The following is a 22,935-nucleotide window of genomic DNA, read 5'->3' as shown; positions in this document are numbered from 1 at the left end:
ATTCTGTAAAACCCCATCGCTATACAGGACGGCCCGCTTATAACAAAAGGCCGTCCGCCCATGCCCTTCTCGCCTCAGCGATTGTCCCTCGCCATCGCCCTGTTGATCGCCACCACGGCCGCTCACGGTAAAACCGTGCAGATCGACAGCGCCACCACGGCTTCGCAAACCCTCGGTGGCAGCGACACGCTGACGATTTCGGCGCCGGGCAGCATCACCAACAGTGGCAAGGCTGTCAGCCTGAAGGACAACACCAGCGGTGTCGGCGTGGTGATCGAAAACGCCGGCAAAATCATCTCCACTGGCGGCCGGGCCATCGACAGCAGCGGCGACCTGAGCCAGGCGCGCAACTACGCCCTCTACAACCGCAGCGGCGGGCAGATCCTCGGTGCCAATGATGCGTTGCGCATCGACAGCAACTTCGTCAGCGGCAGCCTGTTGATCGACAACAGTGGCGTCATTCGCTCCGCCACCGGCCAAGGGCTGGATCTGGATGCGCTGCGCAGTGACGGCGTGAAAACCACGATCATCAACCGTGCGGGCGGGCTGATTCGCGGCGAGGCCAGCGACGGCATGAAGACCGGCGCCAACGCGACGATTACCAACTACGGCGAGATCTCGACGGGCGATTCGCACAACGCCGACCAAAAATTCGACGGTATCGATATCGATACCGCCACGGGTGTGTCGATCACCAACAACGGCGTCATTTCCGGCGGCCGCCACGGCATCACCACTGACCTCGGCGCGACACTGGTCAACTACGGACAGATCACCGGGCGCAACGGCTCGGGATTCGGCTCCGACGGCGATGGCACGGTGATCAACCACGGCACCATTACCGGCGCGTACTCCGGGCTGCAAGCCAACGGTGATGGCGACGGCGTGGACATCGACAAGATTGCCCACATCGAAAACTACGGCACCATTCAAGGCGTCGGCGCGGGCGGTGTCGACAAAGCTGGGTTCGCCAACGGCAGTGAAGGCATCGCCCTGGGCGGCGGCTACATTCTCAACGCCAGCGGCGCCCTGATCAGCGGCGCTAACAGCGCGATCCTGGTAGACGACGGTAGCGACGGCTCGGGGCTGGCGGCAACCACGCTGGAAAACTTCGGCACCCTCCAGGGCCTCGACGGTTTTGGCGTGAAGTTCGTCGGTGAGTTCGCCGACAACGTGGTCAACGGCGGCACCCTCAGCGGCAGCAATGGCCTGGCACTGGATCTGGGCGGCGGCAACGACAGCCTGACCTTGCGCAATGGCAGCCGCTTTATCGGTGTGGTCGATGGCGGCAGCGGTTACGACCGGGTGGTGATGGACGACGTGGCGGGTGGCAGCTTCGGCGAGAGTCGCAATTTGGAGTGGCTGGAGGTCAAGCAAGGCGCATGGACGCTGACCGGTAGCGGCGATTTCAGCGACGGCGGCGCAGTGCGCAACGGCGCGACGTTGATCAACCAGGGCGGTATCGCCGGCAATCTCACCGTGGATGCCGGTGGTGTGTATGCCGGGGGCGGTTCGGTGGGCAGCCTCAACGTCAACGGCACCTTACGCACTGACACGGGCCTGGGCCGCGCGACGATTGTGCATGACTTGAACATGGGCAGCGCAGCCACCCTCGCCTACGGCGTCAACGCCGACGGCAGCAGCGCGCCAGTGCAGGTCGGCGGCACCGCGAATCTCAACGGCGCGACCCTGGCCGTTAATCCCGGCAGCGGCACCTATCCGTGGCAGAGCCATTACACCGTGCTGCAAGCCACGCAGATCAACGGCACCTTCGGCAAGGTCAGCAGCGATTACGCCTTTCTCACACCCACGTTCGCCTACACGCCAACTCAAGTCGACCTGACGTACACCCGTAACGACGTCGCCTTCAAAGATTTCGCCGCCACCGGCAACGGCAGTAGCGCCGCCAACAGTCTGGCCTCAATGGGCAAGCACAACGCGCTATACAACGCCCTGCTCAACACCACCCAAAGCACTGCCGGCGCGGCAATCGAACAACTGGCCGGGGCCAGCAGTGCCAACCTGACCAGCGCCACCCTTGGCGCCAGCAGCCAGGTGGGCAACAGCATGCTCTTGGCAATGCAGCAAATCGGCGGCAGCCCGGGACTGATGGTCGGCCTCGATCAACGCGAAACCCCTGTGTTGGCGGCCAACGGCGTGCCGTCCGAGGCGCGTAACCTGAACGATCCGAACGCTCGCGGCCGCCTCTGGCTGCAAGCCGTCGGCGGCTACGGCAAGCTCGACGGCGAACACGGCAGCAGCGGTCTGGAGCAACGCTCAAAGGGCAGCGTGCTCGGCGCCGACTGGTCGCTGAATCCAGCATGGCGGTTGGGCGTATTGGGCGGTTATTCGACAACCGATCTGGACGCCACAGGCGTCGATGGCAATGTCGAGAGCTGGCATGCCGGCGTTTATGCCCTGCATCAGAACGGCCCGATCTCACTGCGCCTCGGCGCGGCATACAGCGGCCATCAAGGCGAAAGCAAACGCACCATCGCTTTCAACGGTTTCAGTGATCGCCCCAAAGGCGACTATGACGCCTACAGCCAGCAAGCCTTCGCCGAACTCGGTTACGCCATGGGCAGCGGCCGCCTCAGCGCCGAACCGTTCGCCAGCCTCGGCTACCAGCGCTACCACCGTGACAGCTACCGGGAAAAGGGCGGCGCCGCTGCGCTGCAAGTCGACAGCCAGACCCAGGACAACTTCAGCAGCAACTTCGGCCTGCGCCTGGCACACCTGAGCAGTCTGGACAACGGCATGAGCCTGACGCCACGTATGGCGGCGGGCTGGAAACACACTTACGGCGACGTCAGCAGCTCGACGCGCCAGGCCTTCGTAGTCGGCGGCACAGCATTCAATGTCGACGGCAGCGCGCTGGACCGCGACAGCTTGGTGCTGGAGGCCGGTCTCGATCTCGGGATCTCGGCGCGTCATACGCTGGGGGTGGGTTACAGCGGCGAGATCGGCAGCAACAGCCGTAATCACGGAATGATCGGGCAGTGGCAGATGAGTTTTTGATCGTTGAATAGCCAGTGTGGTCTTGATTAGTCGTAGGAAAAGGAGCCGGTACAGTCGCGTAAAAATACCGGTTCCGGATATAGCGGAAGATTTCGACAAAATGATGCGACAGCGCCTGCAAAACGGCGGGAAGTAGCCGACATCGAAATTTTTGCTGCATCCCTAGAGTTTGGCCTTCTTTCAAAAAAGGCCTTACTTGATGCTCATTCAACACACATTCAAACCACAACACTTGGCTTTGGCCGTTGCGTTGGCGCTGGGCTGCGCAGAGATTGCAAACGCCCAGCAACTGCCTGAAGCCTCTGACGCAGCGTCCACCGCGCAGGTGCCAGAACAGCCCGAAGACACCGTCTATGCAGGATCTCTTGGGAGGATTAAGGACTTTATCAACGATAAAGCGACCGTTCCGATTGCCTTCAATACACCCCAGAGCACTTTTCGAGGAACTGACCTCAACGATCTGATCGCTCTTCAAGACGACGCAAGCTTCACGGGGCAGTTGGATGGTGGCAAGGGGGACAACATGCTGCTACTGGATATCTCCCAGGGGGGCACGCTGAAAGACACCCGCAATTTCAATGCACTGTTTCTCGTGCGCGGAGACTGGACGCTGAGCACAAAGGGAGACTTCAACCAAGGCGTGCTGGTAACACACAACGGTGCGCTGACCAACCAGGGCACCATCAGCGGTGGGGCGGTTACCGCTGGCAAACTCTTCAACAATGGAAGCATAAAAGGGGATGTCTATGTCGAGAACGGCGGCAGCTTTGCGGGTAAGGGCTCGGTAGGAAACTTGCACGTTAACGGCCTGCTCATGGTCAATGGATTGCATGGTAGCCCTCGAGTGAAAGGCAGTTTGAGCCTATCCCCAAATGCTGAACTGTCTTATGAGGTCGCCCCCGGCAGCAGTGGTCAAACGATCAAGGTAGACGGCACTGCCAAACTTGAAGGCGCCACCCTGAAAGTCGTTGCAGTTGCAGGGGAATACCCGCAAAGCAGCCAGTACAAAATCATCGAAGCCAGCAAGGTTGAAGGTCAGTTCGGCACGATACTGAACGATCTGGCGTTCATGACAGCCACACCTCAATACAACAAAAAATCTGTGGGACTGACCTACGCCCGCAACGAGGTATCCCTGCCTAGCGTGGCCACCACCGACAACGGTCGTGCAGTAGCCGAAAGTATTGAAGAGCCATCGATCTCGGATCGACCACCGATATCAGCACCACTGCCGGCAACAACGCCCGTACTGGCGACAAGTCCATCTTCCACGTCAGAAGAAGCCCCCATTTCAGAAGACGCGGTGGCTGTGCGTGCCGCCCCTGTCGCCACACCGCCAGCCCCTCAAACAGCGGCCCCCAAAAACGCAGCGGTCGTCGCACTGTTGGCTAGCGACAAAAGCACCGCACCGATTGCCATCGAGCAGTTGGCCGCCGGCAGCAACGCCAACCTCGCCAAAGCCACATTGAGCAGTGTCACGCCCGTGAGCGCGAGCATGCTTTCGGCCATGCGCCAACTGGACAGCCGCTCGGGCGCTGCGTCTGGCTCTGGCAGTTCACCCCGGCAGGCGGCCGGCAGTGCAGACTCCGGACGCGTCTGGGTTCAGGCCATCGGCCATGGTGGCAAGGTCGATCGCGATCACGACAGCACCCTGAAACACGCCACCCAGGGTCTGGTCATGGGCGCGGATTGGCGACTCGATGAGCAATGGCATATCGGCCTGCTGGGCGGTAAATCCCAGACGAAACTGGATGCCCGCCAGTACGATGGCGACCTCGACAGCTGGCACCTCGGCGCCTATGCCGTGCGCCAGGACGGGCCACTGGCCCTGCGCCTCGGGGCGACCTACGCCAGCCATGACGGCAGCAGCAAACGTCGAGTGGTGTTCAAGGGCTTCAGCGACCGCCTGAAGGGCAACTACGACGCCAACACCCAGCAGGCCTTTGCCGAACTGGGCTTCAATTTCGGCCATAACAACGTGACGCTCGAACCGTTCGCCAGCCTCGGCTATCAGCGTTATCAACGTGACAGCTACAGCGAAAAAGGCGGCGATGCGGCGCTGAAGGTGTTCGGGCAAACCCGCGACAACCTCAGCAGCACCTTCGGCCTGCGTGCAGCGAAAATCAGCCGACTGGACAACGGCATGAGCCTGACGCCGCGATTCGCCGCCGGCTGGAAACATACCTTCGGCGAACTCGACAGCGATGCCCGCCAACAACTGCTCAAGGGTGGGAAACGCTTTGAAGTGGCCGGTGCCGCGCTGGATCGAAACAGTTTGGGCGTCGATGCTGGCCTCGACCTTGGCCTGTCGGCCAACCACACCGTTGGGCTAGGCATCACGGGGGATTTCGGAACCGAAAGCCGTACTCACAGTGTGATGGGCCAGTGGCGAATGGCGTTCTGATGGTCTGAACACTGTCCCTGTGGGAGCGAGCTTGCTCGCGAAGAGGGGGTGTCAGTCGACATGTTCTGTGACTGATACACCGCATTCGCGAGCAAGCCCGCTCCCACAGGGGATTTGCGTGATTCAGTCAAATCCCGGGCAAAAAAAGGGGAGCACATGCCCCCCCGAGGTTTAAAGCGTTGTACCGAGGCTGTTATCTCAGCCTTCGATCTCGATCAGGATTTCGCCCGGATTGACCCGGTCGCCCTTGGCCACATGAATCGCCGTGACCTTACCGGCAACAGCGGCCTGGACTTCGGTTTCCATCTTCATGGCTTCGGTGATCAACACCGCTTGGCCAGCCTTGACGGTGTCGCCCTCCTTGACCAGCACATCAACGATGTTGCCCGGCATGGTGGTGCTGACGTGGCCCGGCGCCGACGCTTGCTTGCGCTTGCTGCTGCCACCGCCGACGAATTCGTTGAGCGGTTCGAACACCACTTCTTCCGGCATGCCGTCGATGGACAGGTAGAAGTGACGCTTGCCTTCGGCCTTCACACCAACACCGGTGATGTCGACGCGGTAGGTTTCGCCGTGAACGTCAATGACGAACTCGGTCGGCACACCTTCGCCGCCCGCCGAAGCGACTTTGCCGGCTTCAGGAATCGGCAACAGCACTTCCGGCGTGAGGGTGCCGGCGGCACGCTCTTCGAGGAACTTGCGACCGATTTCCGGGAACATGGCGAAGGTCAGCACGTCTTCTTCGGACTTGGCCAGTGCGCCGATATCGGCACGCAGCTTGGTCATTTCCGGCTTGAGCAGATCGGCCGGACGGACGTCGATCACTTCTTCGCTGCCGATGGCCTGACGACGCAGTTTCTCGTTAACCACGCCCGGCGCTTTGCCGTAGCCGCCCTGCAAATACAGCTTCACTTCGTTGGTGATGGTCTTGTAGCGCTCGCCGGCCAGCACGTTGAAGAACGCCTGAGTGCCGACGATCTGCGAAGTCGGGGTCACCAGCGGTGGGTAGCCGAGGTCCTCACGCACACGCGGGATTTCCGCCAGCACTTCGGCCATGCGGTTAAGGGCGCCCTGCTCTTTCAACTGGTTGGCGAGGTTGGAGATCATCCCACCCGGCACCTGGTTGACTTGAACACGAGTGTCGACCGCTGTGAATTCGCTTTCGAACTGGTGGTACTTCTTGCGCACGGCATAGAAGTACAGACCGATCTCTTGCAGCAGTTCCAGATTCAGACCGGTGTCGTACTCGGTGTCCTTGAGCGCTGCCACCATCGATTCGGTGCCCGGATGGCTGGTGCCCGAGGCGAAGCTGGAGATCGCGGTGTCGATGTGGTCGGCGCCGTTTTCGATTGCCTTGAGCTGGCACATGGCGGCCAGACCGGCCGTGTCGTGGGAGTGGATGAACACTGGCAGCGACTGCTCGGCTTTCAATGCCCTGACCAACTCACCCGTGGCGTACGGGGTCAGCAGACCGGCCATGTCCTTGATCGCCACCGAGTCGCAACCCATGGCTTCCATTTGCTTGGCCTGCGCCACAAAGGCGTCGATGGTGTGCACCGGGCTGGTGGTGTAAGCGATGGTGCCCTGGGCATGTTTGCCCGCCGCTTTCACCGCTTCGATGGCCACGCGCAGGTTACGCACGTCGTTCATCGCGTCGAAGATGCGGAACACGTCGATACCGTTGACTGCGGCCTTGGCGACGAAGGCTTTGACCACGTCGTCGCTGTAATGGCGGTAGCCGAGCAGGTTCTGCCCGCGCAGGAGCATTTGCAGGCGCGTGTTAGGCAGCGCGGCGCGCAGTTGGCGCAGGCGCTCCCACGGGTCTTCTTTCAGAAAGCGTACGCAGGCGTCGAAGGTCGCGCCGCCCCAGCACTCCAGCGACCAATAGCCAACTTTGTCGAGTTTGTCGCAGATCGGCAGCATGTCTTCGGTGCGCATGCGGGTGGCGAGCAGCGATTGGTGGGCGTCGCGCAGGATGGTGTCGGTTACAAAAATCTTTTTGGTCATTGTTCTATTCCTCACAGGCCTGCGTGGGCGGCGATGGCGGCGGCGATGGCCAGGGCCAGCTCTTCGGGTTTGCGCTTGATCGAGTAGTTGGTCAGTTCCGGATGGCTTTCAACGAAGCTGGTATTGAACTGTCCGCTACGGAATTCCGGGTTGCGCAGGATTTCCTGGTAGTACGCGGCAGTGGTCTTCACGCCTTGCAGACGCATGTCGTCGAGGGCGCGCAGGCCACGGTCCATCGCCTCTTCCCAGGTCAGTGCCCACACAACCAGCTTCAGGCACATGGAGTCGTAGTAAGGCGGAATGGTGTAGCCGGTGTAGATCGCCGTGTCGGTACGCACGCCCGGGCCACCCGGGGCGTAGTAACGAGTGATCTTGCCGAAGCTCGGCAGGAAGTTGTTTTTCGGGTCTTCGGCGTTGATGCGGAACTGCAACGCGAAACCACGGTGCTGAATGTCTTCCTGCTTCACCGACAGCGGCAGGCCGGAGGCGATGCGAATCTGCTCTCGGACGATATCGATCCCTGTGATTTCTTCGGTGATGGTGTGCTCCACCTGCACCCGGGTGTTCATCTCCATGAAGTACACCTCGCCCTCGGCGAGCAGAAACTCCACGGTGCCAGCGTTCTCGTAGCCCACAGCCTTGGCCGCACGCACCGACAGGTCGCCGATGTAGGCGCGCTGTTCCGGGGTCAGTTGCGGGCTCGGGGCGATTTCGATCAGCTTCTGGTTGCGACGCTGGATCGAACAGTCACGCTCGAACAGGTGCACCACGTTGCCAAAGCTGTCGCCCAGGATCTGCGCTTCGATGTGCTTGGGATTGACGATGCATTTTTCCAGGAACACTTGCGCCGAACCGAAGGCCTTGGTGGCTTCGGAGATGACGCGGGGGAAATTCTGTTCGAGTTCTTCGCGGCTGTTGCAGCGCCGGATACCGCGGCCACCGCCACCGGAAGTGGCTTTGAGCATCACCGGGTAGCCGATGCGGTCGCCCTCGGCCAAGGCTTCTTCGATGTCGGCAACGTTGCCTTCGGTGCCAGGGGTGACCGGTACGCCGGCCTTGATCATGCTGCGGCGCGCTTCGGTCTTGTCGCCCATGCGGCGAATGACTTCTGCCGAGGGGCCAATGAATTTGATGCCGCGTTCGGCGCAGATGTCTGCCAGCTCAGCGTTTTCCGAAAGGAAACCGTAACCGGGGTGCAGTGCATCGCAGCCGGTTTCAACCGCCAGGTTCACCAGTTTGCGCGGGTTCAGATAACCGGCCAGTGGCTCGGCACCGATGCTGTGGGCCTCGTCCGCACGCTTCACATGCAACGCATGTCGGTCGGCGTCGGAAAAAATCGCAACCGAGCGAATGCCCATCTCGGCGCAGGCTCGCACGATTCGTACGGCAATCTCACCACGGTTGGCGATCAGGATCTTTGTTATCACTTGGAGGTTCCCTTGAGCCGGTGGCACCACGACCTGCTAGACCCAGGTCGACGCGTGACCAAATGTTTCAATTTAGTCGCGACCCCACACTAGCGCCCGTAAGGGATTAATAAAAATGAATAAAAATTGGGTCAGGCATAAGTAAAGACTTATAGTTGAGCCACTCGCCAGCCTTCAGAGCCTGTAAAAAATGCGTAAGTCCCTGATGCGTATGACATTGCGTCAATTGCAGATCTTCAACGAAGTGTGTGATTTGCGCTCTTACAGCCGCGCTGCGGATGAAATGTCTCTCACGCAACCGGCCGTCAGCCTTCAGATTCGTCAGCTCGAGGAGCTGATCGGGCAGCCATTATTCGATTACGTCGGCAAAAAACTCTATATGACCGAGGCTGCCGAAGCTTTGCAGCGCGCCAGCCGGGACATTTTCGGGCGCCTGGAAAACCTCGATATGCAGCTGTCGGACATGCAGGGCTCACTGCAAGGCCAACTGAAACTGGCCGTGGAATCCAGCGCCAAGTATTTCGTGCCGCACCTGTTCGCCGCCTTCAAGCGCCATCACCCGGAGGTGAACCTGCAACTGACGGTGGTCAACCGTGGCCAGGTCATTCGGCGCCTCTCGGATAACCGTGACGACCTGGTGATCATGTCAATGGTGCCCCAGGACATGGGCCTGGAATTCCTGCCGTTCCTCAACAACCCGATTGTTGCCGTGGCCCGCCCGGATCATCCGCTGGCGCACTTGGGGCCGCTGCGCTTGCAGGATCTGGAACCTTACACCTTGCTGATCCGCGAACCGGGTTCGGGTACACGACTGGCCTGCGAGGAATACTTCAAAGAGAAACGCGTGCACTTCACCCAGACTCAGGAAGTGGCCTCGGCCGAAGCTCAGCGCGAATGCGTGTTGGCGGGTCTGGGCTTGGCGCTGTTGACGCGCCACGCCCTGAACCTGGAGCTGGCGACCGGTGGCCTGGTCGAGCTGCCGGTCGAAGAGTTGCCGCTGTTTCGCAGCTGGTGCCTGGTGCAAGCCAAAGCCAAACGGCTGTCACCGGTGGCACACGCCTTCCTGGCGTTTATCCGCAGCGAACGGGCACAGATCAGCGCGCTGGTTGAACGCTTCGACGGGAAGCTGCCGGTGCCGCGTGCCAGTAGTTGAGTTTACCTTCCTCGGGAAAATCTCCGATCTGGGCCTGAAGCTGGCGGAGTTCAAAGCGATCTTCGATGGCGCGGCGAAATTCCATGCGGCGCTGATCTTCCTGCTGACGACGGGTTTTCGCTGCGCTGTTGCGTTCTTCGTAGGGCTGAGCCATTTCGAGTCTCCCAAGGCGAGTACGGGAGTTTCACGATAGGCGCGGGGGATGACGGTTTGGCTTCGCGGGGATGACAGTGCGATGAAAGTTTCGCAGGGCGAGGGTGTTTTAGAGAATGCCTTCGCAGCAAGCCTGCTCCCACAGTGGATCTGCGGCGGACACAAATCTTGTGTCCTGGGGATCAAATGTGGGAGCGACCTTGCTTTAATCGTCCAAGGCTTTCACAGCCTTGGGTGAGAGCCGCAAGCTGCGCAGGCTGCGCTTCACGCTCTTGAGGTGGTTGACCAGACTCGGCCCCCGCGCCATGGCCACGCCCATCGCCAACACGTCGATGACCACCAGATGCGCAATGCGCGAAGTCAGCGGCGTATAGATTTCGGTGTCTTCATGCACATCGATCGCCAGGTTGACCGTGGACAATTCAGCCAACGGCGTCTGGCTCGGGCACAACGTGATCAGTGACGCGCCGCTCTCGCGCACCAGGTTGGCAGTGATCAGCAAATCCTTCGAACGCCCGGACTGGGAAATGCAGATCGCCACGTCGGTCGGCTTCAACGTCACCGCCGACATCGCTTGCATGTGCGGGTCGGAATACGCCGCCGCCGTCAGCAGCAGGCGGAAGAACTTGTGCTGCGCATCCGCGGCCACCGCGCCCGATGCGCCAAAGCCGTAGAACTCGACGCGCTGGGCCTGGGACATCAGCGTCACCGCACGCTGCAACTCCACCGGATCGAGCTTCTCGCGAACTTCCATCAGCGTGTGCAGCGTCGTGTCGAAAATCTTCAGGCTGTAATCGGCGACCGAGTCGTCCTCATGGATCGCGAACTGGCCGAAACTCGCACCGGCGGCCAGGCTCTGCGCCAGTTTGAGTTTCAGATCCTGAAACCCGGAGCAACCGATGGCGCGGCAAAAACGCACGATGGTTGGCTCGCTGATGCCGACGCTGTGGGCCAGGTCGGCCATGGAACTGTGCATCACCGCCGCAGGGTCAAGCAGCACGTGGTCGGCGACCTTGAGCTCCGACTTGCGTAACAGGTGACGTGATTGGGCGATGTGTTGCAGCAGATTCACGGGGCTGGACTCTTCTTATGGTCGGGGATGTAGCAAGCTTGTAGTTATACTACATGAATCGGCTTTTTGCCTGCTCAATACGTAACTCCATGCCCCCATATCAGGCGCGATGGCATACATGTAGCCCTTAAAACGTATTGTCCTGTTCGCGCAAAAGCCCGGCCAGATCGGCAGCTTCCACCGGTCGACTGATCAGATAGCCTTGCACTTCATCACAATGCTCGGCACGCAAAAATTCCAGTTGCTCCTGCCGCTCGACCCCCTCGGCCACCACCTTCAGCGACAACCCATGGGCCATGGCAATGATCGCCCGGGTGATCGCCGCATCTTCACTGCCCTCCCCCAAACCGCGAATGAAAGCCTGATCGATCTTCACGTAATCCACCGGGATGCGCTTGAGGTAACTGAGCGACGAATAGCCTGTACCGAAATCATCAATCGCCAGTTTCACGCCCAGGTCGCGTAGTTGCTGGAAGGTCGCGATGATGTGTTCGACGCTGTCGAGCAACTGGCTCTCGGTCAGTTCCAGTTCGAGGTAGTGCGGCGCCAGCCCGGTTTCCTCCAGCACCTGACGCACCAGACTGACCAGTTTGCCTTGACGCAACTGGTGCACCGACAGATTCACCGAAACACGGATCGGCGCCAGCCCCTGACGCTGCCACTCACACGCCTGCCAGCAGGCTTGGCGCAGCACGAATTCGCCAATCGGCCCGATCAGTCCGGTTTCTTCGGCAAGCCCGATGAAATCCCCCGGCGGCACCCGGCCCATGGTTGGATGGTCCCAGCGCACCAGCGCTTCCGCCGCATTCAGGCGCCCGGTCTCCAGGCACAGCTTGGGCTGGTAGAACACCTTCAACTGCTGCTCTTCGATGGCTTTGCGCAACTGGTTTTCCAGCTGCAAGCGCTCAAGGGTGCTGGCCTGCAAGCTGTCGGTGTAGAACTGGAAGTTGTTGCCGCCCAAATGTTTGGCATGTTGCATGGCCATGTTCGACTGACTGAGCAGCGCGGAAATCTCCCGCGCGTTGTCCGGCAACATGCTGATGCCCATTGATGCGCTGACCACCAACTCATGGCCTTCGACCGTCAGCGGCAGGCGCAGTTTGGCCGACAACCGCGTGGCGACTCGGGCCAGACTCGACAGGTTGCCGTAGGCGTCGAAGAGCACCGCAAATTCGTCGCCGGACAACCGGGCAATGGTGTCGGCTTCCGGTAAGGCGTTAACCAACCGTCGCGCCATTTTTTGCAGCAACTGGTCAGCGATTTCATGACCCAGGCTGTCATTGAGCAGCTTGAAGCGATCCAGATTGATGTGCAGCAGCGCCAGACTGCGTCGCCCGCCCTGCCGCACCCGTTGATGCGCTTCGTGCAGGCGTTCGCGGAACAGCGAGCGGTTGGCCAGACCTGTGAGTTCGTCGTAATGGGCCAGATAACGCATGCGCTCTTCGGATTCGCGCCGCGCCGACAGATCGGCGAAAAAGCCGACGATATGGCTGACATTTCCCCGACTATCGCGCACCGCGTTAAGTTGTAGCCACTGCGGATACAGCTCACCGTTCTTGCGGGTCTCCACCAGTTCGCCCTGCCAACTGCCGTGCTGTTCCAGCGCATGGCGGATCGCAACGTAATGGCGGCGGGCATCGCGGCTACACGGTAGCTCGACGACATTGCGCCCAAGCATGTCGTCGATGTCGTACCCCGTGACCCGACTGAATGCCTGATTGATCGCGATCAGCGCGTAATTCGGGTCGAGAATCACGATGCCTTCGCTGGCCGCTTCAAACACGGTCGCCGCCAGTCGCTGCTGTTCTTCAAGGTGTTTACTGGCGCTGATGTCGCGGCGCGTGCCGAGCATTCGGATCACCCGCCCGCTCTCGCTGCGCTCCACGGCGCGACCACGATCTTCAATCCACACCCAGTGACCGTCGCCGTGACGCACGCGGTATTCGATCTGGTAGTCCTCGGTGCGGCCCTTCAAATGTTCGATCAGCGCGTGTTTGAGCGACGGCAGGTCTTGTGGGTGCAACCGCGGCTTGAGGTCGCGCAGGATGGCCGTGACGTATTCCGGGGCGAGGCCGAACAGCTCCTGAATCTGCGTGTGATGGACTTCGTCGGTTTGCAGATTCCAGTCCCATAGCCCCAACTCACTGGCTTTCAACGCCAGTGCCAGGCGCGCCTCGCTTTTGCTCAACGCTTGGTTAGCGGCGTCCAGCTCACGGCTGCGCTGGGCGACGCGGTCTTCCAGTTCGACCTGCGCTTCGCGCAATTGGCCCTCGGCACAGCGGCGGTGCTCGATTTCCCTGGCCAGTTCCTGATTGAGTTGCTCGCTGCGCGACTGCGTCTGTTGCAGGTGTTCGATCAGGCGCTGATTCTGGAAGCGTCGCAGCAAACCGCGATCGATCAAACGATTGACCTGCCACGCCACCACGCTCAGCGAACCCAACAGAATCAGCCCCAGCCAACCCCAGCCGCGCGCCTGCTCATCGCCGCCCCAAAACAGAAAACCGATCGCCGGCAGCAGGCACGGCAAGGTAAAGGACAAGAACGCCGGCAGGCTCACCGCATAGGCAACACTGGCCGAGAGGGTCGCGGCGCCGATCAGGCCGAACACCCAGGCTTGCTGCATGAAATTGTCGGCCGGCACCAGAGCGATGCCGGCGCCGGCCAGGGTCAGGCCGGTCATGGTCGAGCCGATCAGGAACATCCGGAACCAGATCGGCTGGGCTTGGCGATGGGGAATCGCCGAATCGAACGCTGCCACCTGAATCACCCGCAATGCGACCAGCAACAGCAACCACACCAACCAGACGCTGACCACGAAGTAACGCTGCGGGCTCCAGAGCAAACCGGCGCAGACCAGACCATTGATCAACATGAACAGCGTGGGCAATAAAGAGCCCTGATACAGCAGGCGTGTGCGCTCGACCGCCATTTCGGTGGTGTAGTGCCGGCGAATAACCCGGGGTTCCACAGAGGGGCCCGACAGTTCGGAGCTGAGGGTCATGGGCAACGTTCTTGTTCTTATAAGGAGGGCGTGCGCCCGAAACGTGGACGGAGCATACACAAGCCGATCCCGTTGCCAAACTGCTCCAGATCATAATTTCACGGAAACTTTTCGCCCTCTCGCCACTGAAAAAACCCGCAGAGCGAGGCGGGCTGACGCCTGTAGGCAGTGACCGACCGGTCGTCACTGGCAGGACTTTCATCGGCTAATGCAAAGCTCGGTTTGCCCGGGCCTGCGGCGCACCCTAGAATGCCCCGATGCGCGATGATCTCTCCCTTCTGCTGAACTCCCTCAACGATGCCCAACGCCAGGCCGTAGCCGCCTCCGTTGGCCGTCAGTTGGTCCTGGCCGGTGCTGGCTCCGGTAAAACCCGAGTGCTGGTGCACCGTATCGCCTGGTTGATCCAGGTCGAAAACGCCTCGCCCCACTCCATTTTGTCGGTGACTTTCACCAACAAGGCCGCTGCCGAGATGCGTCATCGCATCGAGCAGTTGCTGGGTATCAACCCGGCGGGCATGTGGGTCGGTACCTTCCACGGCCTGGCGCACCGCTTGCTGCGGGCACACTGGCAGGAAGCGGGCTTGAGCCAGACTTTCCAGATTCTCGACAGCGACGATCAGCAGCGGCTGGTCAAGCGAGTGATTCGCGAGCTGGGTCTGGACGAACAACGCTGGCCCGCCCGTCAGGCCCAGTGGTTCATCAATGGGCAGAAAGACGAAGGTCTGCGTCCCAAACACATTCAGGCCAGCGGCGATCTGTACCTGGCAACCATGCGCAGCATCTATGAGGCCTACGAGGCGGCTTGCCTGCGTGCCGGCGTCATCGACTTCTCTGAGCTGCTGCTGCGCGCGCTCGACCTGTGGCGCGATCATCCGGGCCTGTTGGCGCATTATCAGAAGCGTTTCCGGCACATTCTGGTGGACGAATTCCAGGACACCAACGCCGTGCAGTACGCCTGGTTGCGTCTGCTGGGCAAGGGCGGCGACAGCCTGATGGTGGTTGGCGATGACGACCAGTCGATCTACGGCTGGCGCGGCGCGAAAATCGAAAACATTCATCAGTACTCTTCCGACTTCCCGGATTCGGTGACCATTCGCCTGGAGCAGAACTATCGCTCCACTGCCGGCATCCTCAAGGCCGCCAACGCCCTGATCGCCAACAACACCGGCCGCCTCGGCAAAGAGCTGTGGACAGACGGCGGCGACGGCGAAGCGATCAACCTGTATGCCGCGTTCAATGAACACGACGAAGCACGCTACGTTGTCGAAACCATCGAAAGCGCGCTGAAAACCGGCTTAGCCCGTAGCGATATCGCGATTCTGTACCGCTCCAACGCCCAATCGCGCGTTCTGGAAGAAGCCTTGCTGCGCGAACGCATTCCGTATCGCATTTACGGCGGCCAGCGCTTCTTCGAACGGGCGGAAATCAAAAACGCCATGGCCTATCTGCGCTTGCTGGAAGGTCGTGGCAACGATGCGGCACTGGAGCGGGTGATCAACGTCCCGGCCCGTGGCATCGGCGAGAAAACCGTCGAAGCGATCCGCGAGCATGCGCGCCACAGCGATGTATCGATGTGGGAAGCCATGCGCCAACTGGTCGCCAATAAGGGCCTGACCGGGCGCGCGGCGGGCGCGCTGGGGGCGTTTATCGAGCTGATCGAGAACCTCGCCGCCAAGTGCATGGAGATGCCGCTGCATTTGATGACGCAAACCGTCATCGAGCAATCCGGCCTCATCGCCTATCACGAAGCGGAAAAAGGCGAGAAAGGCCAGGCCCGGGTGGAAAACCTTGAGGAACTGGTCAGCGCCGCGCGCAACTTCGAGAACACCGAAGAAGACGAAGAACTGTCACCGCTGGCGGCATTCCTCGGCCACGCCTCGCTTGAGGCCGGCGACACTCAGGCCGATGAGCATGAAGACAGCGTTCAGTTGATGACCCTGCACAGCGCCAAAGGCCTGGAATTCCCTTACGTGTTCCTGGTGGGCATGGAAGAAGGCCTGTTCCCGCACAAGATGAGCTTGGAAGAACCGGGACGCCTTGAGGAAGAACGGCGTCTGGCCTACGTCGGTATCACCCGGGCGATGCAGAATCTGGTGATGACCTATGCTGAAACCCGACGCCTTTACGGCAGTGAAACCTACAACAAGGTGTCGCGTTTCGTACGCGAAGTGCCCAAGGGTTTGATTCAGGAAGTGCGCTTGTCGAACAGCGTCAGCCGGCCATTCGGCGGCAATCAGTCGATGAGTGGCAGCAATCTGTTCAGCGGCAGCGAAATTCCGGAAACCGGCTTCAGCCTCGGCCAGACTGTTCGTCATTCGATCTTTGGCGACGGAGTGATCCTGAATTTCGAAGGCGCCGGGGCTCAAGCGCGGGTGCAGGTGAATTTCGGCGAAGGCAGCAAGTGGCTGATGTTGGGCTACGCGAAGCTGGAAGCCATTTAAGCCTTACGGCGTCCCTGTGGGAGCGAGCTTGTCGCCAAAGTGGTCTTTCATTCAACACTGCGTTGGCTGACACACCCTCATCGCGAGCACGCTCGCTCCCACAGGGGCTGGCGTTAATCATCAGGATAGCCACATGGGCTCAGGCTTCTTTTCCTCCTGGACATTCTGGGCACTGCTCTCGGCGACGTTCGCGGCACTGACGGCGATTTTCGCCAAAGTCGGCATCGAAAACGTCAATTCCGACTTCGCCACCCTCCTGCGCACCATCGTGGTACTCGTCAGCCTGGCCTTGATTTTGTACGCCACGGGCCAATATCAGTCATTGGGATCAATATCCGCCAAGAGCTATCTGTTCCTGCTGTTATCCGGCCTGGGCACCGGCGCGTCTTGGCTGTGCTATTTCCGGGCGCTAAAGGTAGGCCCGGCCTCGCTGGTGGCTCCAGTCGACAAGCTCAGCGTGGTGCTGGTGGCAGTGCTCGGCGTGATCCTGCTGGGCGAGAAACTCGACCTGCGTCAATGGGGTGGAATCGGTCTGATTACGGCCGGTGTGGTGATGCTGGCGTTTCGTCGCTGAGCTAATTTCTCACTGAACCCATCCCGATTTCCTACAGACAAAAGTACATAGCCTTATTGCTTGGACCAAGCTGAACGTAACCTGTCAGGCAAAAGCCCGAAACACTCTCTCGCTAGCCAGTAACACTTCAGCTGTGCAACATGGCGCGCGTGTCTCCACAAACGGGTATTCCCTTTATGAAACGTTTTCTTAGCATCGCCATGGCGTTGTGCATCGGCCTGACGATGAGCCTCGACGCCAACGCCAAGCGCTTTGGTGGTGGCAAAAGCGCCGGCGCTGCGCCGACGCACCAGACCAGCCAGATGGCTCCTTCTTCCTCAGGCATGGGCGGCGCTGCGGCGACCGCGGGTGCTGCCGGTGCCGCTGGCGCCGCTGCCAAGGCCGGCGGTGCTTCGCGCTGGCTCGGCCCTCTGGCCGGCATCGCTGCCGGTGGCCTGCTCGCGTCCATGTTCATGGGCGGCGGCTTCCAGGGCATGCAGATCTTCGACATCCTGATCATGGGCTTGATCGCGTTCGTGATCTTCCGTTTCATCGCCGCTCGTCGCCGCAAGCAGCAAGAGCAATTCGCTCCGGCCGGCGCGCCGATGCAGCGTGAAACGTTCGAGCACAAGCCTGCGGCCATGGGTTCGATCTTCGGTGGTTCGGCTGCACCGGCTGCCGCCCGTCCGGTGATCAACGCACCGGCCTGGTTCAACGAACAGAACTTCCTTGAAGCTGCGCGCAGCCACTTCCAGTCGCTGCAGCAGCACTGGGATGCCAACGAAATGGACAAGATCGCCGAGTTCGTGACCCCGCAAATGCTCGAGTTCCTCAAGCGTGAGCGTGCGGATCTGGGCGACGCGTTCCAGTCGACCTACATCGACAACCTCCAGGTGCAACTGGACGGCGTGGATGACCGTGCCGACAAGACCATCGCCACCCTGACCTTCAGCGGTGTGTCGAAGACTTCGCGTTTCGACCAGGGCGAAGTGTTCAGCGAAAGCTGGAACATGGAACGTCCGCAGGGCGACAACCAGCCTTGGCTGGTCGCCGGTATCCGCCAGAACGGCTGATACCCTCTGCGTTAAGCATGCGCTCATGAAAACCCTGGACTCGTCCGGGGTTTTTCTATTTCACGGTTGCATCTATAGCGAGCTACTGTATAAACCGGCCCATATAAACCGCGCCATTCAAGCAAGAGGATCCCGGACGTGGAAGAAATCATCGAACAACTGCGCGAAGCCAACGAACCCGTACCGGTTCCATTGGAGTTGCCTGACGAAGATCTGCTGGTCGAAATCGAAGAACAACTGTTCATCGATATTCCGTTTGTCTTCAAAGAGTTTTTGCTGACCGTCAGCGATGTGGTTTACGGCAGCCTGGAACCTGTGACCGTGACCGACCCACAATCCCACACTTACTTGCCGGATGTTGCCGCCAACGCCTGGGATGTCGGTGTTGATCGCAGCCTGATCCCGATCTGTCAGGACGGCGACGACTACTACTGTGTCGAGGAAGACGGCACAGTGGTGCTGTGGCAGGCCGAAGAAGAGTTGGTTGCCGAAGAAACCTGGGAATCGGTATGGCACTGGGCACGGGACGTCTGGCTGGAAAGCTGATCGGCCAAGCGCCCCGGGTGATCAGTGCCCCGACGACTCCTTGTGATTGTCGAGGGTTTCCAGCAAGGCCACCTGCATCCGCGTGTGCACGCGGATGAACCAACGCCAGAGCAGCGCCGCCACGGCGGCCGCGACCACGGCGATCAGCACCAGCAACTTGTTGGTCGGCAGAATACTGGCCGACAAGGCTGCCAGCAGCAGAAAAATCACCAGCAGCGAGAGAATCGGGATCACTTCGCAGATCACCCGGCGCACTCGTTGCGTGTGACGCCCAGCCATGTGCGGCTTCACGCCCATCTCCGCCAGCAACATCGACAGCGCCTTGAGCTTGCGGTACGCCGCAATCAAGAACGGCAGCGACACCAGCAGCGCTCCACCCCAGATCAACGCTTTCTGCCAGCTCGGATCGCTGATCCAGTCTTGCATCCAGACCGACAGACGTCCGGCAAAGAATGCGCTGGTGAAGAAGATCGCAATCACCAGCGCCAGATTGACCCCGACCTGCAACAGAATCCGCCGAATCATCGCCGCCAGCATCGCGCCCTCGCCCTGCGGCTGAATGCTGCGCAGCCATTCGCCATACATCCCGAACACCCGCGCGAGGCGCTGCGGCATGGCGGCAGACAGCTTGATCGACAGCGGATCAGCGGCGCGAATCAGATAAGGCGTCAGCAGTGTAGTGATCACCGACACCGCCACGGCAACCGGATAAAGGAAGTGACTGGTCACCTGCAAGGTCATGCCCAGTGCCGCGATAATGAAGGAAAATTCGCCAATCTGTGACAGCCCCATCCCTACTCGCAGTGAGGTGCGTCCGTCATTGCCAGCGATAAAGGCACCGAGGCCGCAGGACAGCATCTTGCCCAGCACCACGGCGACGGTGATGACCGCTATCGGCCACGCATATTGCAGCAGGATCATCGGGTCGAGCATCAGGCCGATGGCCACAAAGAAGATCGCGCTGAACAGATCACGAATTGGCTCGATCAGCCGTTCGATTTTCAGCAGTTGCCGTGACTCAGCCATGATTGCGCCGATCAGGAATGCGCCCAGCACCATGCTGTATTCGAGCTTCACGACCAGCAGGCAAAAGCCGAAACACAGGCCCAGCACGGTGATCAGCAGCATCTCGTTGCTTTCGAATTTGGCGACGTAAGCCAGCAAGCGTGGCACCAACAGAATGCCGATCACCAGCGCAACAATCATGAACAGCGACAGCTTGCCGACCGTGGAGAACACTTCGCCGGAGCTCACTGTGCCGCTGACGGCGATGCTCGACAGCAGGGCAATAATGCCGATGCCGAGGATGTCTTCGACGATCAACACACCGAAGATCAGCTGCGCGAAGCGCTCGTTCTTCATCTTCAGATCATTGAGCGCCTTGACGATGATGGTGGTCGAGGAGATCGCCAGGATCGCGCCGAGAAACAGCGAGTCCATGGTGCTCCATTCAAACCAGCGACCAATCTCGTAGCCGATCCAGATCATCAGGACGATTTCGAGGAACGCCGCGATAAACGCCGTGGCGCCGACCTTGAACAGCTTACGCAGGCTGAACTCAAGGCCCAGGCAGAACATCAGGAAAATCACCCCCAGTTCGGCGAGGGTCTTGATCGTTTCTTCGTCATGGATGAAGCCGAACGGCGGGGTGTGCGGCCCGATGATGAAACCGGCAACGATGTAACCGAGCACCACCGGTTGCTTGAACCGGTGAAACAGGACAGTTACCACGCCAGCGACCAACATGATCACCGCCAGATCCTGAATAAAGCTGATGGCATGCATGGCGTGGGCTCCTTGATTGGCGAAGCGCGCAGTCAGACGCCAGAGAGGTCTGAGCGTGCTCGGAAAAATCCGCTTTTCTTGTGGGAATTGCCTTTTTGCACGGGCTTTTGCAGGGTAACACCGCGACTTCGGGCTGGAAGGCAGTGCAATATATGGAAACAGATCGATCCAGGCGTGACGGCGACCTGTTGCCCGGCGTCCCGATAACGGTACTTTTTGAAAAGTGACCAGGCACCCGCAGAGGTGCTTCCAGCAATCCAGCCTTGATCCGTGAGAACGTTATGGAACCCGGAAACGCCCAGCTGTCGATGACGGTACTGATGACCCCCGACATGGCCAACTTCTCAGGCAATGTCCACGGCGGCACCCTGCTCAAATACCTCGACGAAGTGGCCTACGCCTGCGCGAGCCGCTATGCCGGCCGCTATGTGGTGACCCTGTCGGTGGATCAGGTAATTTTCCGCGAGCCGATCCATGTCGGTGAACTGGTGACGTTCCTCGCCTCGGTCAACTACACCGGCAATACGTCGATGGAAGTCGGCATCAAAGTCGTGACCGAGAACATCCGCGAACGCTCGGTGCGCCACACCAACAGTTGCTTCTTCACCATGGTCGCGGTGGATGATCAGCGCAAACCCGCTGCTGTGCCGCCGCTACAACCGCAGAACAGTGAAGACAAGCGCCGTTACATGCAGGCCCAGCAGCGCCGGCAGATTCGTCAGGAACTGGAGAAGCGTTACCAGGAGATCAAGGGCGACGCCTGATCGATCCTTTGGAACGATGTCGCTTTACAGATAGCCTTCGCGAGCAAGCCCGCGCCCACATTTAATCGCAGTCCTCCCATGAGAACGCGGTCGAATGGGGGAGCGGGCTTGCTCGCGAAAGGGGTGACGCGGTCTTACAGACTGATCGCCGTAGCCTCGAACTTCACTCGCGGATGCGCAATTCGGTCCTGCGCACGCACCAGTTGCAGCTCATAACTGGCGCACGCCTGAGTCTCCAGCAACACTTCATGCACCGCCGCCGCCGTGAATTCGAACGCGGCCACCAGGCTGTCGCCCAGCAGCACCCGCGCCAGGAACAGACCAGACGTCAGATCGCCCACGCCCACCGGCTGGCGCGGGAACGCCAGCAACGGACGGCGCAGATGCCAATTGCCCTCGGCAGTCACCAACAACATCTCGAAGCCATCCGCCGGTTTGCCCGGGTAATCCAGATGTTTGACCAGCACCGCTTTCGGCCCACGCGCCAGCAATGCCCGCGCCATCGCCAGACAATCGAACAATGACTGCGGCTTGCGTCCGGAGAAGCTGTCCAGTTCCAGTTGATTCGGACACATAATGTCCGCCACCGCGGCCGCCTCTTCCAATAAGAAGTCGCTGACCTCCGTCGGCACGCTGCACCCCTTCTGCGGGTGCCCCATCACCGGGTCACACAGATAAAGCGCCTTCGGGTTGACCGATTTGATGCGCGCAACGCCGCTGAGAATCGCCCGCCCCTGTGCGGCGCTGCCCAGATACCCCGAGAGCACCGCATCGCAGTTACCCAATTCGCCAATGGCAGCGATGCCTTCGACCAGTTCGGGAATCTGCTCAGGCGACAGCACTTCGCCGGCCCACTGGCCGTATTGGGTGTGGTTGGAGAACTGCACGGTGTTGAGCGGCCAGACATTCACCCCGACCCGCTGCATCGGGAAAACCGCAGCGCTGTTGCCGGCGTGGCCAAACACCACATGGGACTGAATGGCGAGCAGATGAGGCGTACGTTTCATTCGGGTTTTCCGTAAAACGATTGAAATTCAAGCCGCGCAGTATGCGACGAAACGCAGTCTGTACGACAGACCGGCGACGCAGTTAAGCTGACGCCATCTTTTGGAGTTTGATGTTGATGCTGACCCTCGAAAACATCTTTGTGTTGATGCTGTTTGCCGCTGCCGGCGCGTGGCTTTGGCACAACCACGGCTTGCGCGAGCGAGCGCTGGAGCGGGTCAAGCAGCATTGTCTGAACGTGCGCGTCGAGTTGCTCGACGGCAACGTTGCGCTAAAGAAGATCGGCTTGATCAAGGACGCCAACGGTCGCCGACGTCTGGCGCGGGTGTACACCTTCGAATTCACGGTGACCGGCGAAACCCGCCACAACGGCACCATCACTCAGTTTGGCGCCCACAGCGCGCAGATCGAACTGGCGCCCTACCCGGCGCCGTTCGACGATACGCCGCCCGTGGTCGAAGTCCAGAAGCCACGCGCTGAAGTGATCGAACTGAGTCAGTGGCGGCAGGAACATACCAAGTGGAAGCCGTGAA

16 protein-coding genes are annotated in these 22,935 nt (G+C 60.3%); 9 read left to right on the top strand and 7 right to left on the bottom strand.

Going from position 1 to position 22,935, the window contains the following annotated elements:
• Nucleotides 1-60: 60 nt before the first annotated feature.
• Nucleotides 61-3,018 carry an autotransporter domain-containing protein gene (locus ACIOU6_RS06495; protein ID WP_401134811.1) on the top strand — a complete coding sequence of 986 codons (2,958 nt, stop codon included), beginning with the start codon at nucleotides 61-63 and terminating at the stop codon, nucleotides 3,016-3,018.
• A 199-nt stretch (nucleotides 3,019-3,217) separates the two neighbouring features.
• Nucleotides 3,218-5,422, top strand: a complete 2,205-nt coding sequence (locus ACIOU6_RS06490) for an autotransporter domain-containing protein (RefSeq protein WP_401134809.1) — start codon at nucleotides 3,218-3,220, stop codon at nucleotides 5,420-5,422.
• A gap of 198 nt (nucleotides 5,423-5,620) precedes the next feature.
• On the opposite strand, the gene oadA is transcribed toward ACIOU6_RS06490, so the two are convergent.
• The gene (gene oadA, locus ACIOU6_RS06485) at nucleotides 5,621-7,429 is read right to left on the bottom strand and encodes a sodium-extruding oxaloacetate decarboxylase subunit alpha (RefSeq protein WP_221731876.1); all 1,809 of its coding nucleotides are present in this window, start codon (nucleotides 7,427-7,429) and stop codon (nucleotides 5,621-5,623) included.
• 11 nt (nucleotides 7,430-7,440) lie between these two features.
• Nucleotides 7,441-8,856: an acetyl-CoA carboxylase biotin carboxylase subunit gene (locus ACIOU6_RS06480; RefSeq protein WP_221731875.1), complete on the bottom strand. Its 1,416-nt coding sequence runs from the start codon at nucleotides 8,854-8,856 to the stop codon at nucleotides 7,441-7,443.
• A gap of 190 nt (nucleotides 8,857-9,046) precedes the next feature.
• Here ACIOU6_RS06480 and ACIOU6_RS06475 point away from each other — a divergent pair, with 190 nt between their 5' ends.
• Nucleotides 9,047-10,009: a LysR family transcriptional regulator gene (locus tag ACIOU6_RS06475; protein ID WP_401134805.1), complete on the top strand. Its 963-nt coding sequence runs from the start codon at nucleotides 9,047-9,049 to the stop codon at nucleotides 10,007-10,009.
• On the opposite strand, the gene ACIOU6_RS06470 is transcribed toward ACIOU6_RS06475, so the two are convergent.
• From ACIOU6_RS06470 to ACIOU6_RS06460, 3 genes are all read right to left on the bottom strand, one after another.
• Entirely contained in the window at nucleotides 9,951-10,163 is a 213-nt protein-coding gene (locus ACIOU6_RS06470) for a PA3496 family putative envelope integrity protein (RefSeq protein WP_221731873.1), read from the bottom strand. The genes ACIOU6_RS06475 and ACIOU6_RS06470 overlap by 59 nt on opposite strands.
• 204 nt (nucleotides 10,164-10,367) lie before the next feature.
• Nucleotides 10,368-11,234 (bottom strand): transcriptional regulator HexR, encoded by an 867-nt coding sequence (gene hexR, locus ACIOU6_RS06465; protein ID WP_007962240.1) that lies wholly within the window; start codon nucleotides 11,232-11,234, stop codon nucleotides 10,368-10,370.
• A 127-nt stretch (nucleotides 11,235-11,361) separates the two neighbouring features.
• Entirely contained in the window at nucleotides 11,362-14,235 is a 2,874-nt protein-coding gene (locus tag ACIOU6_RS06460; RefSeq protein ID WP_401134801.1) for an EAL domain-containing protein, read from the bottom strand.
• A 257-nt stretch (nucleotides 14,236-14,492) separates the two neighbouring features.
• On the opposite strand from ACIOU6_RS06460, the gene uvrD reads away from it, so the two are divergent.
• The 4 genes from uvrD (at nucleotide 14,493) to ACIOU6_RS06440 (ending at nucleotide 18,848) form a co-directional block, all read left to right on the top strand.
• Nucleotides 14,493-16,676: a DNA helicase II gene (uvrD, locus tag ACIOU6_RS06455; RefSeq protein ID WP_221731871.1), complete on the top strand. Its 2,184-nt coding sequence runs from the start codon at nucleotides 14,493-14,495 to the stop codon at nucleotides 16,674-16,676.
• A 133-nt stretch (nucleotides 16,677-16,809) separates the two neighbouring features.
• Nucleotides 16,810-17,250, top strand: a complete 441-nt coding sequence (locus tag ACIOU6_RS06450) for an EamA family transporter (RefSeq protein ID WP_016984014.1) — start codon at nucleotides 16,810-16,812, stop codon at nucleotides 17,248-17,250.
• A gap of 176 nt (nucleotides 17,251-17,426) precedes the next feature.
• Nucleotides 17,427-18,302, top strand: a complete 876-nt coding sequence (locus ACIOU6_RS06445; protein ID WP_221731869.1) for a Tim44 domain-containing protein — start codon at nucleotides 17,427-17,429, stop codon at nucleotides 18,300-18,302.
• Between the two features lie 138 nt (nucleotides 18,303-18,440).
• The gene (locus ACIOU6_RS06440; protein WP_221731868.1) at nucleotides 18,441-18,848 is read left to right on the top strand and encodes an SMI1/KNR4 family protein; all 408 of its coding nucleotides are present in this window, start codon (nucleotides 18,441-18,443) and stop codon (nucleotides 18,846-18,848) included.
• Between the two features lie 21 nt (nucleotides 18,849-18,869).
• On the opposite strand, the gene ACIOU6_RS06435 is transcribed toward ACIOU6_RS06440, so the two are convergent.
• Complete coding sequence (locus ACIOU6_RS06435; RefSeq protein WP_401134795.1) at nucleotides 18,870-20,633, bottom strand: cation:proton antiporter; 1,764 nt, start codon at nucleotides 20,631-20,633, stop codon at nucleotides 18,870-18,872.
• Nucleotides 20,634-20,914: 281 nt separating this feature from the next.
• Between ACIOU6_RS06435 and ACIOU6_RS06430 the strand changes: the two genes are divergently transcribed.
• On the top strand, nucleotides 20,915-21,397 hold the full coding sequence (locus ACIOU6_RS06430; RefSeq protein ID WP_003229693.1) for an acyl-CoA thioesterase: 483 nt from the start codon (nucleotides 20,915-20,917) through the stop codon (nucleotides 21,395-21,397).
• Nucleotides 21,398-21,531: 134 nt separating this feature from the next.
• On the opposite strand, the gene pdxY is transcribed toward ACIOU6_RS06430, so the two are convergent.
• Nucleotides 21,532-22,404, bottom strand: a complete 873-nt coding sequence (gene pdxY / locus ACIOU6_RS06425; RefSeq protein ID WP_401134792.1) for a pyridoxal kinase PdxY — start codon at nucleotides 22,402-22,404, stop codon at nucleotides 21,532-21,534.
• Between the two features lie 116 nt (nucleotides 22,405-22,520).
• Between pdxY and ACIOU6_RS06420 the strand changes: the two genes are divergently transcribed.
• Nucleotides 22,521-22,934, top strand: coding sequence for a DUF3301 domain-containing protein (locus ACIOU6_RS06420; protein ID WP_221731865.1), 414 nt, complete (start codon nucleotides 22,521-22,523; stop codon nucleotides 22,932-22,934).
• Nucleotide 22,935: the final 1 nt, after the last annotated feature.

It is taken from the genome of Pseudomonas sp. NPDC087615 (assembly GCF_044743445.1).
Lineage (GTDB): Bacteria > Pseudomonadota > Gammaproteobacteria > Pseudomonadales > Pseudomonadaceae > Aquipseudomonas > Aquipseudomonas baetica_A.
This window is presented reverse-complemented; position numbering and strand designations above follow the sequence as displayed.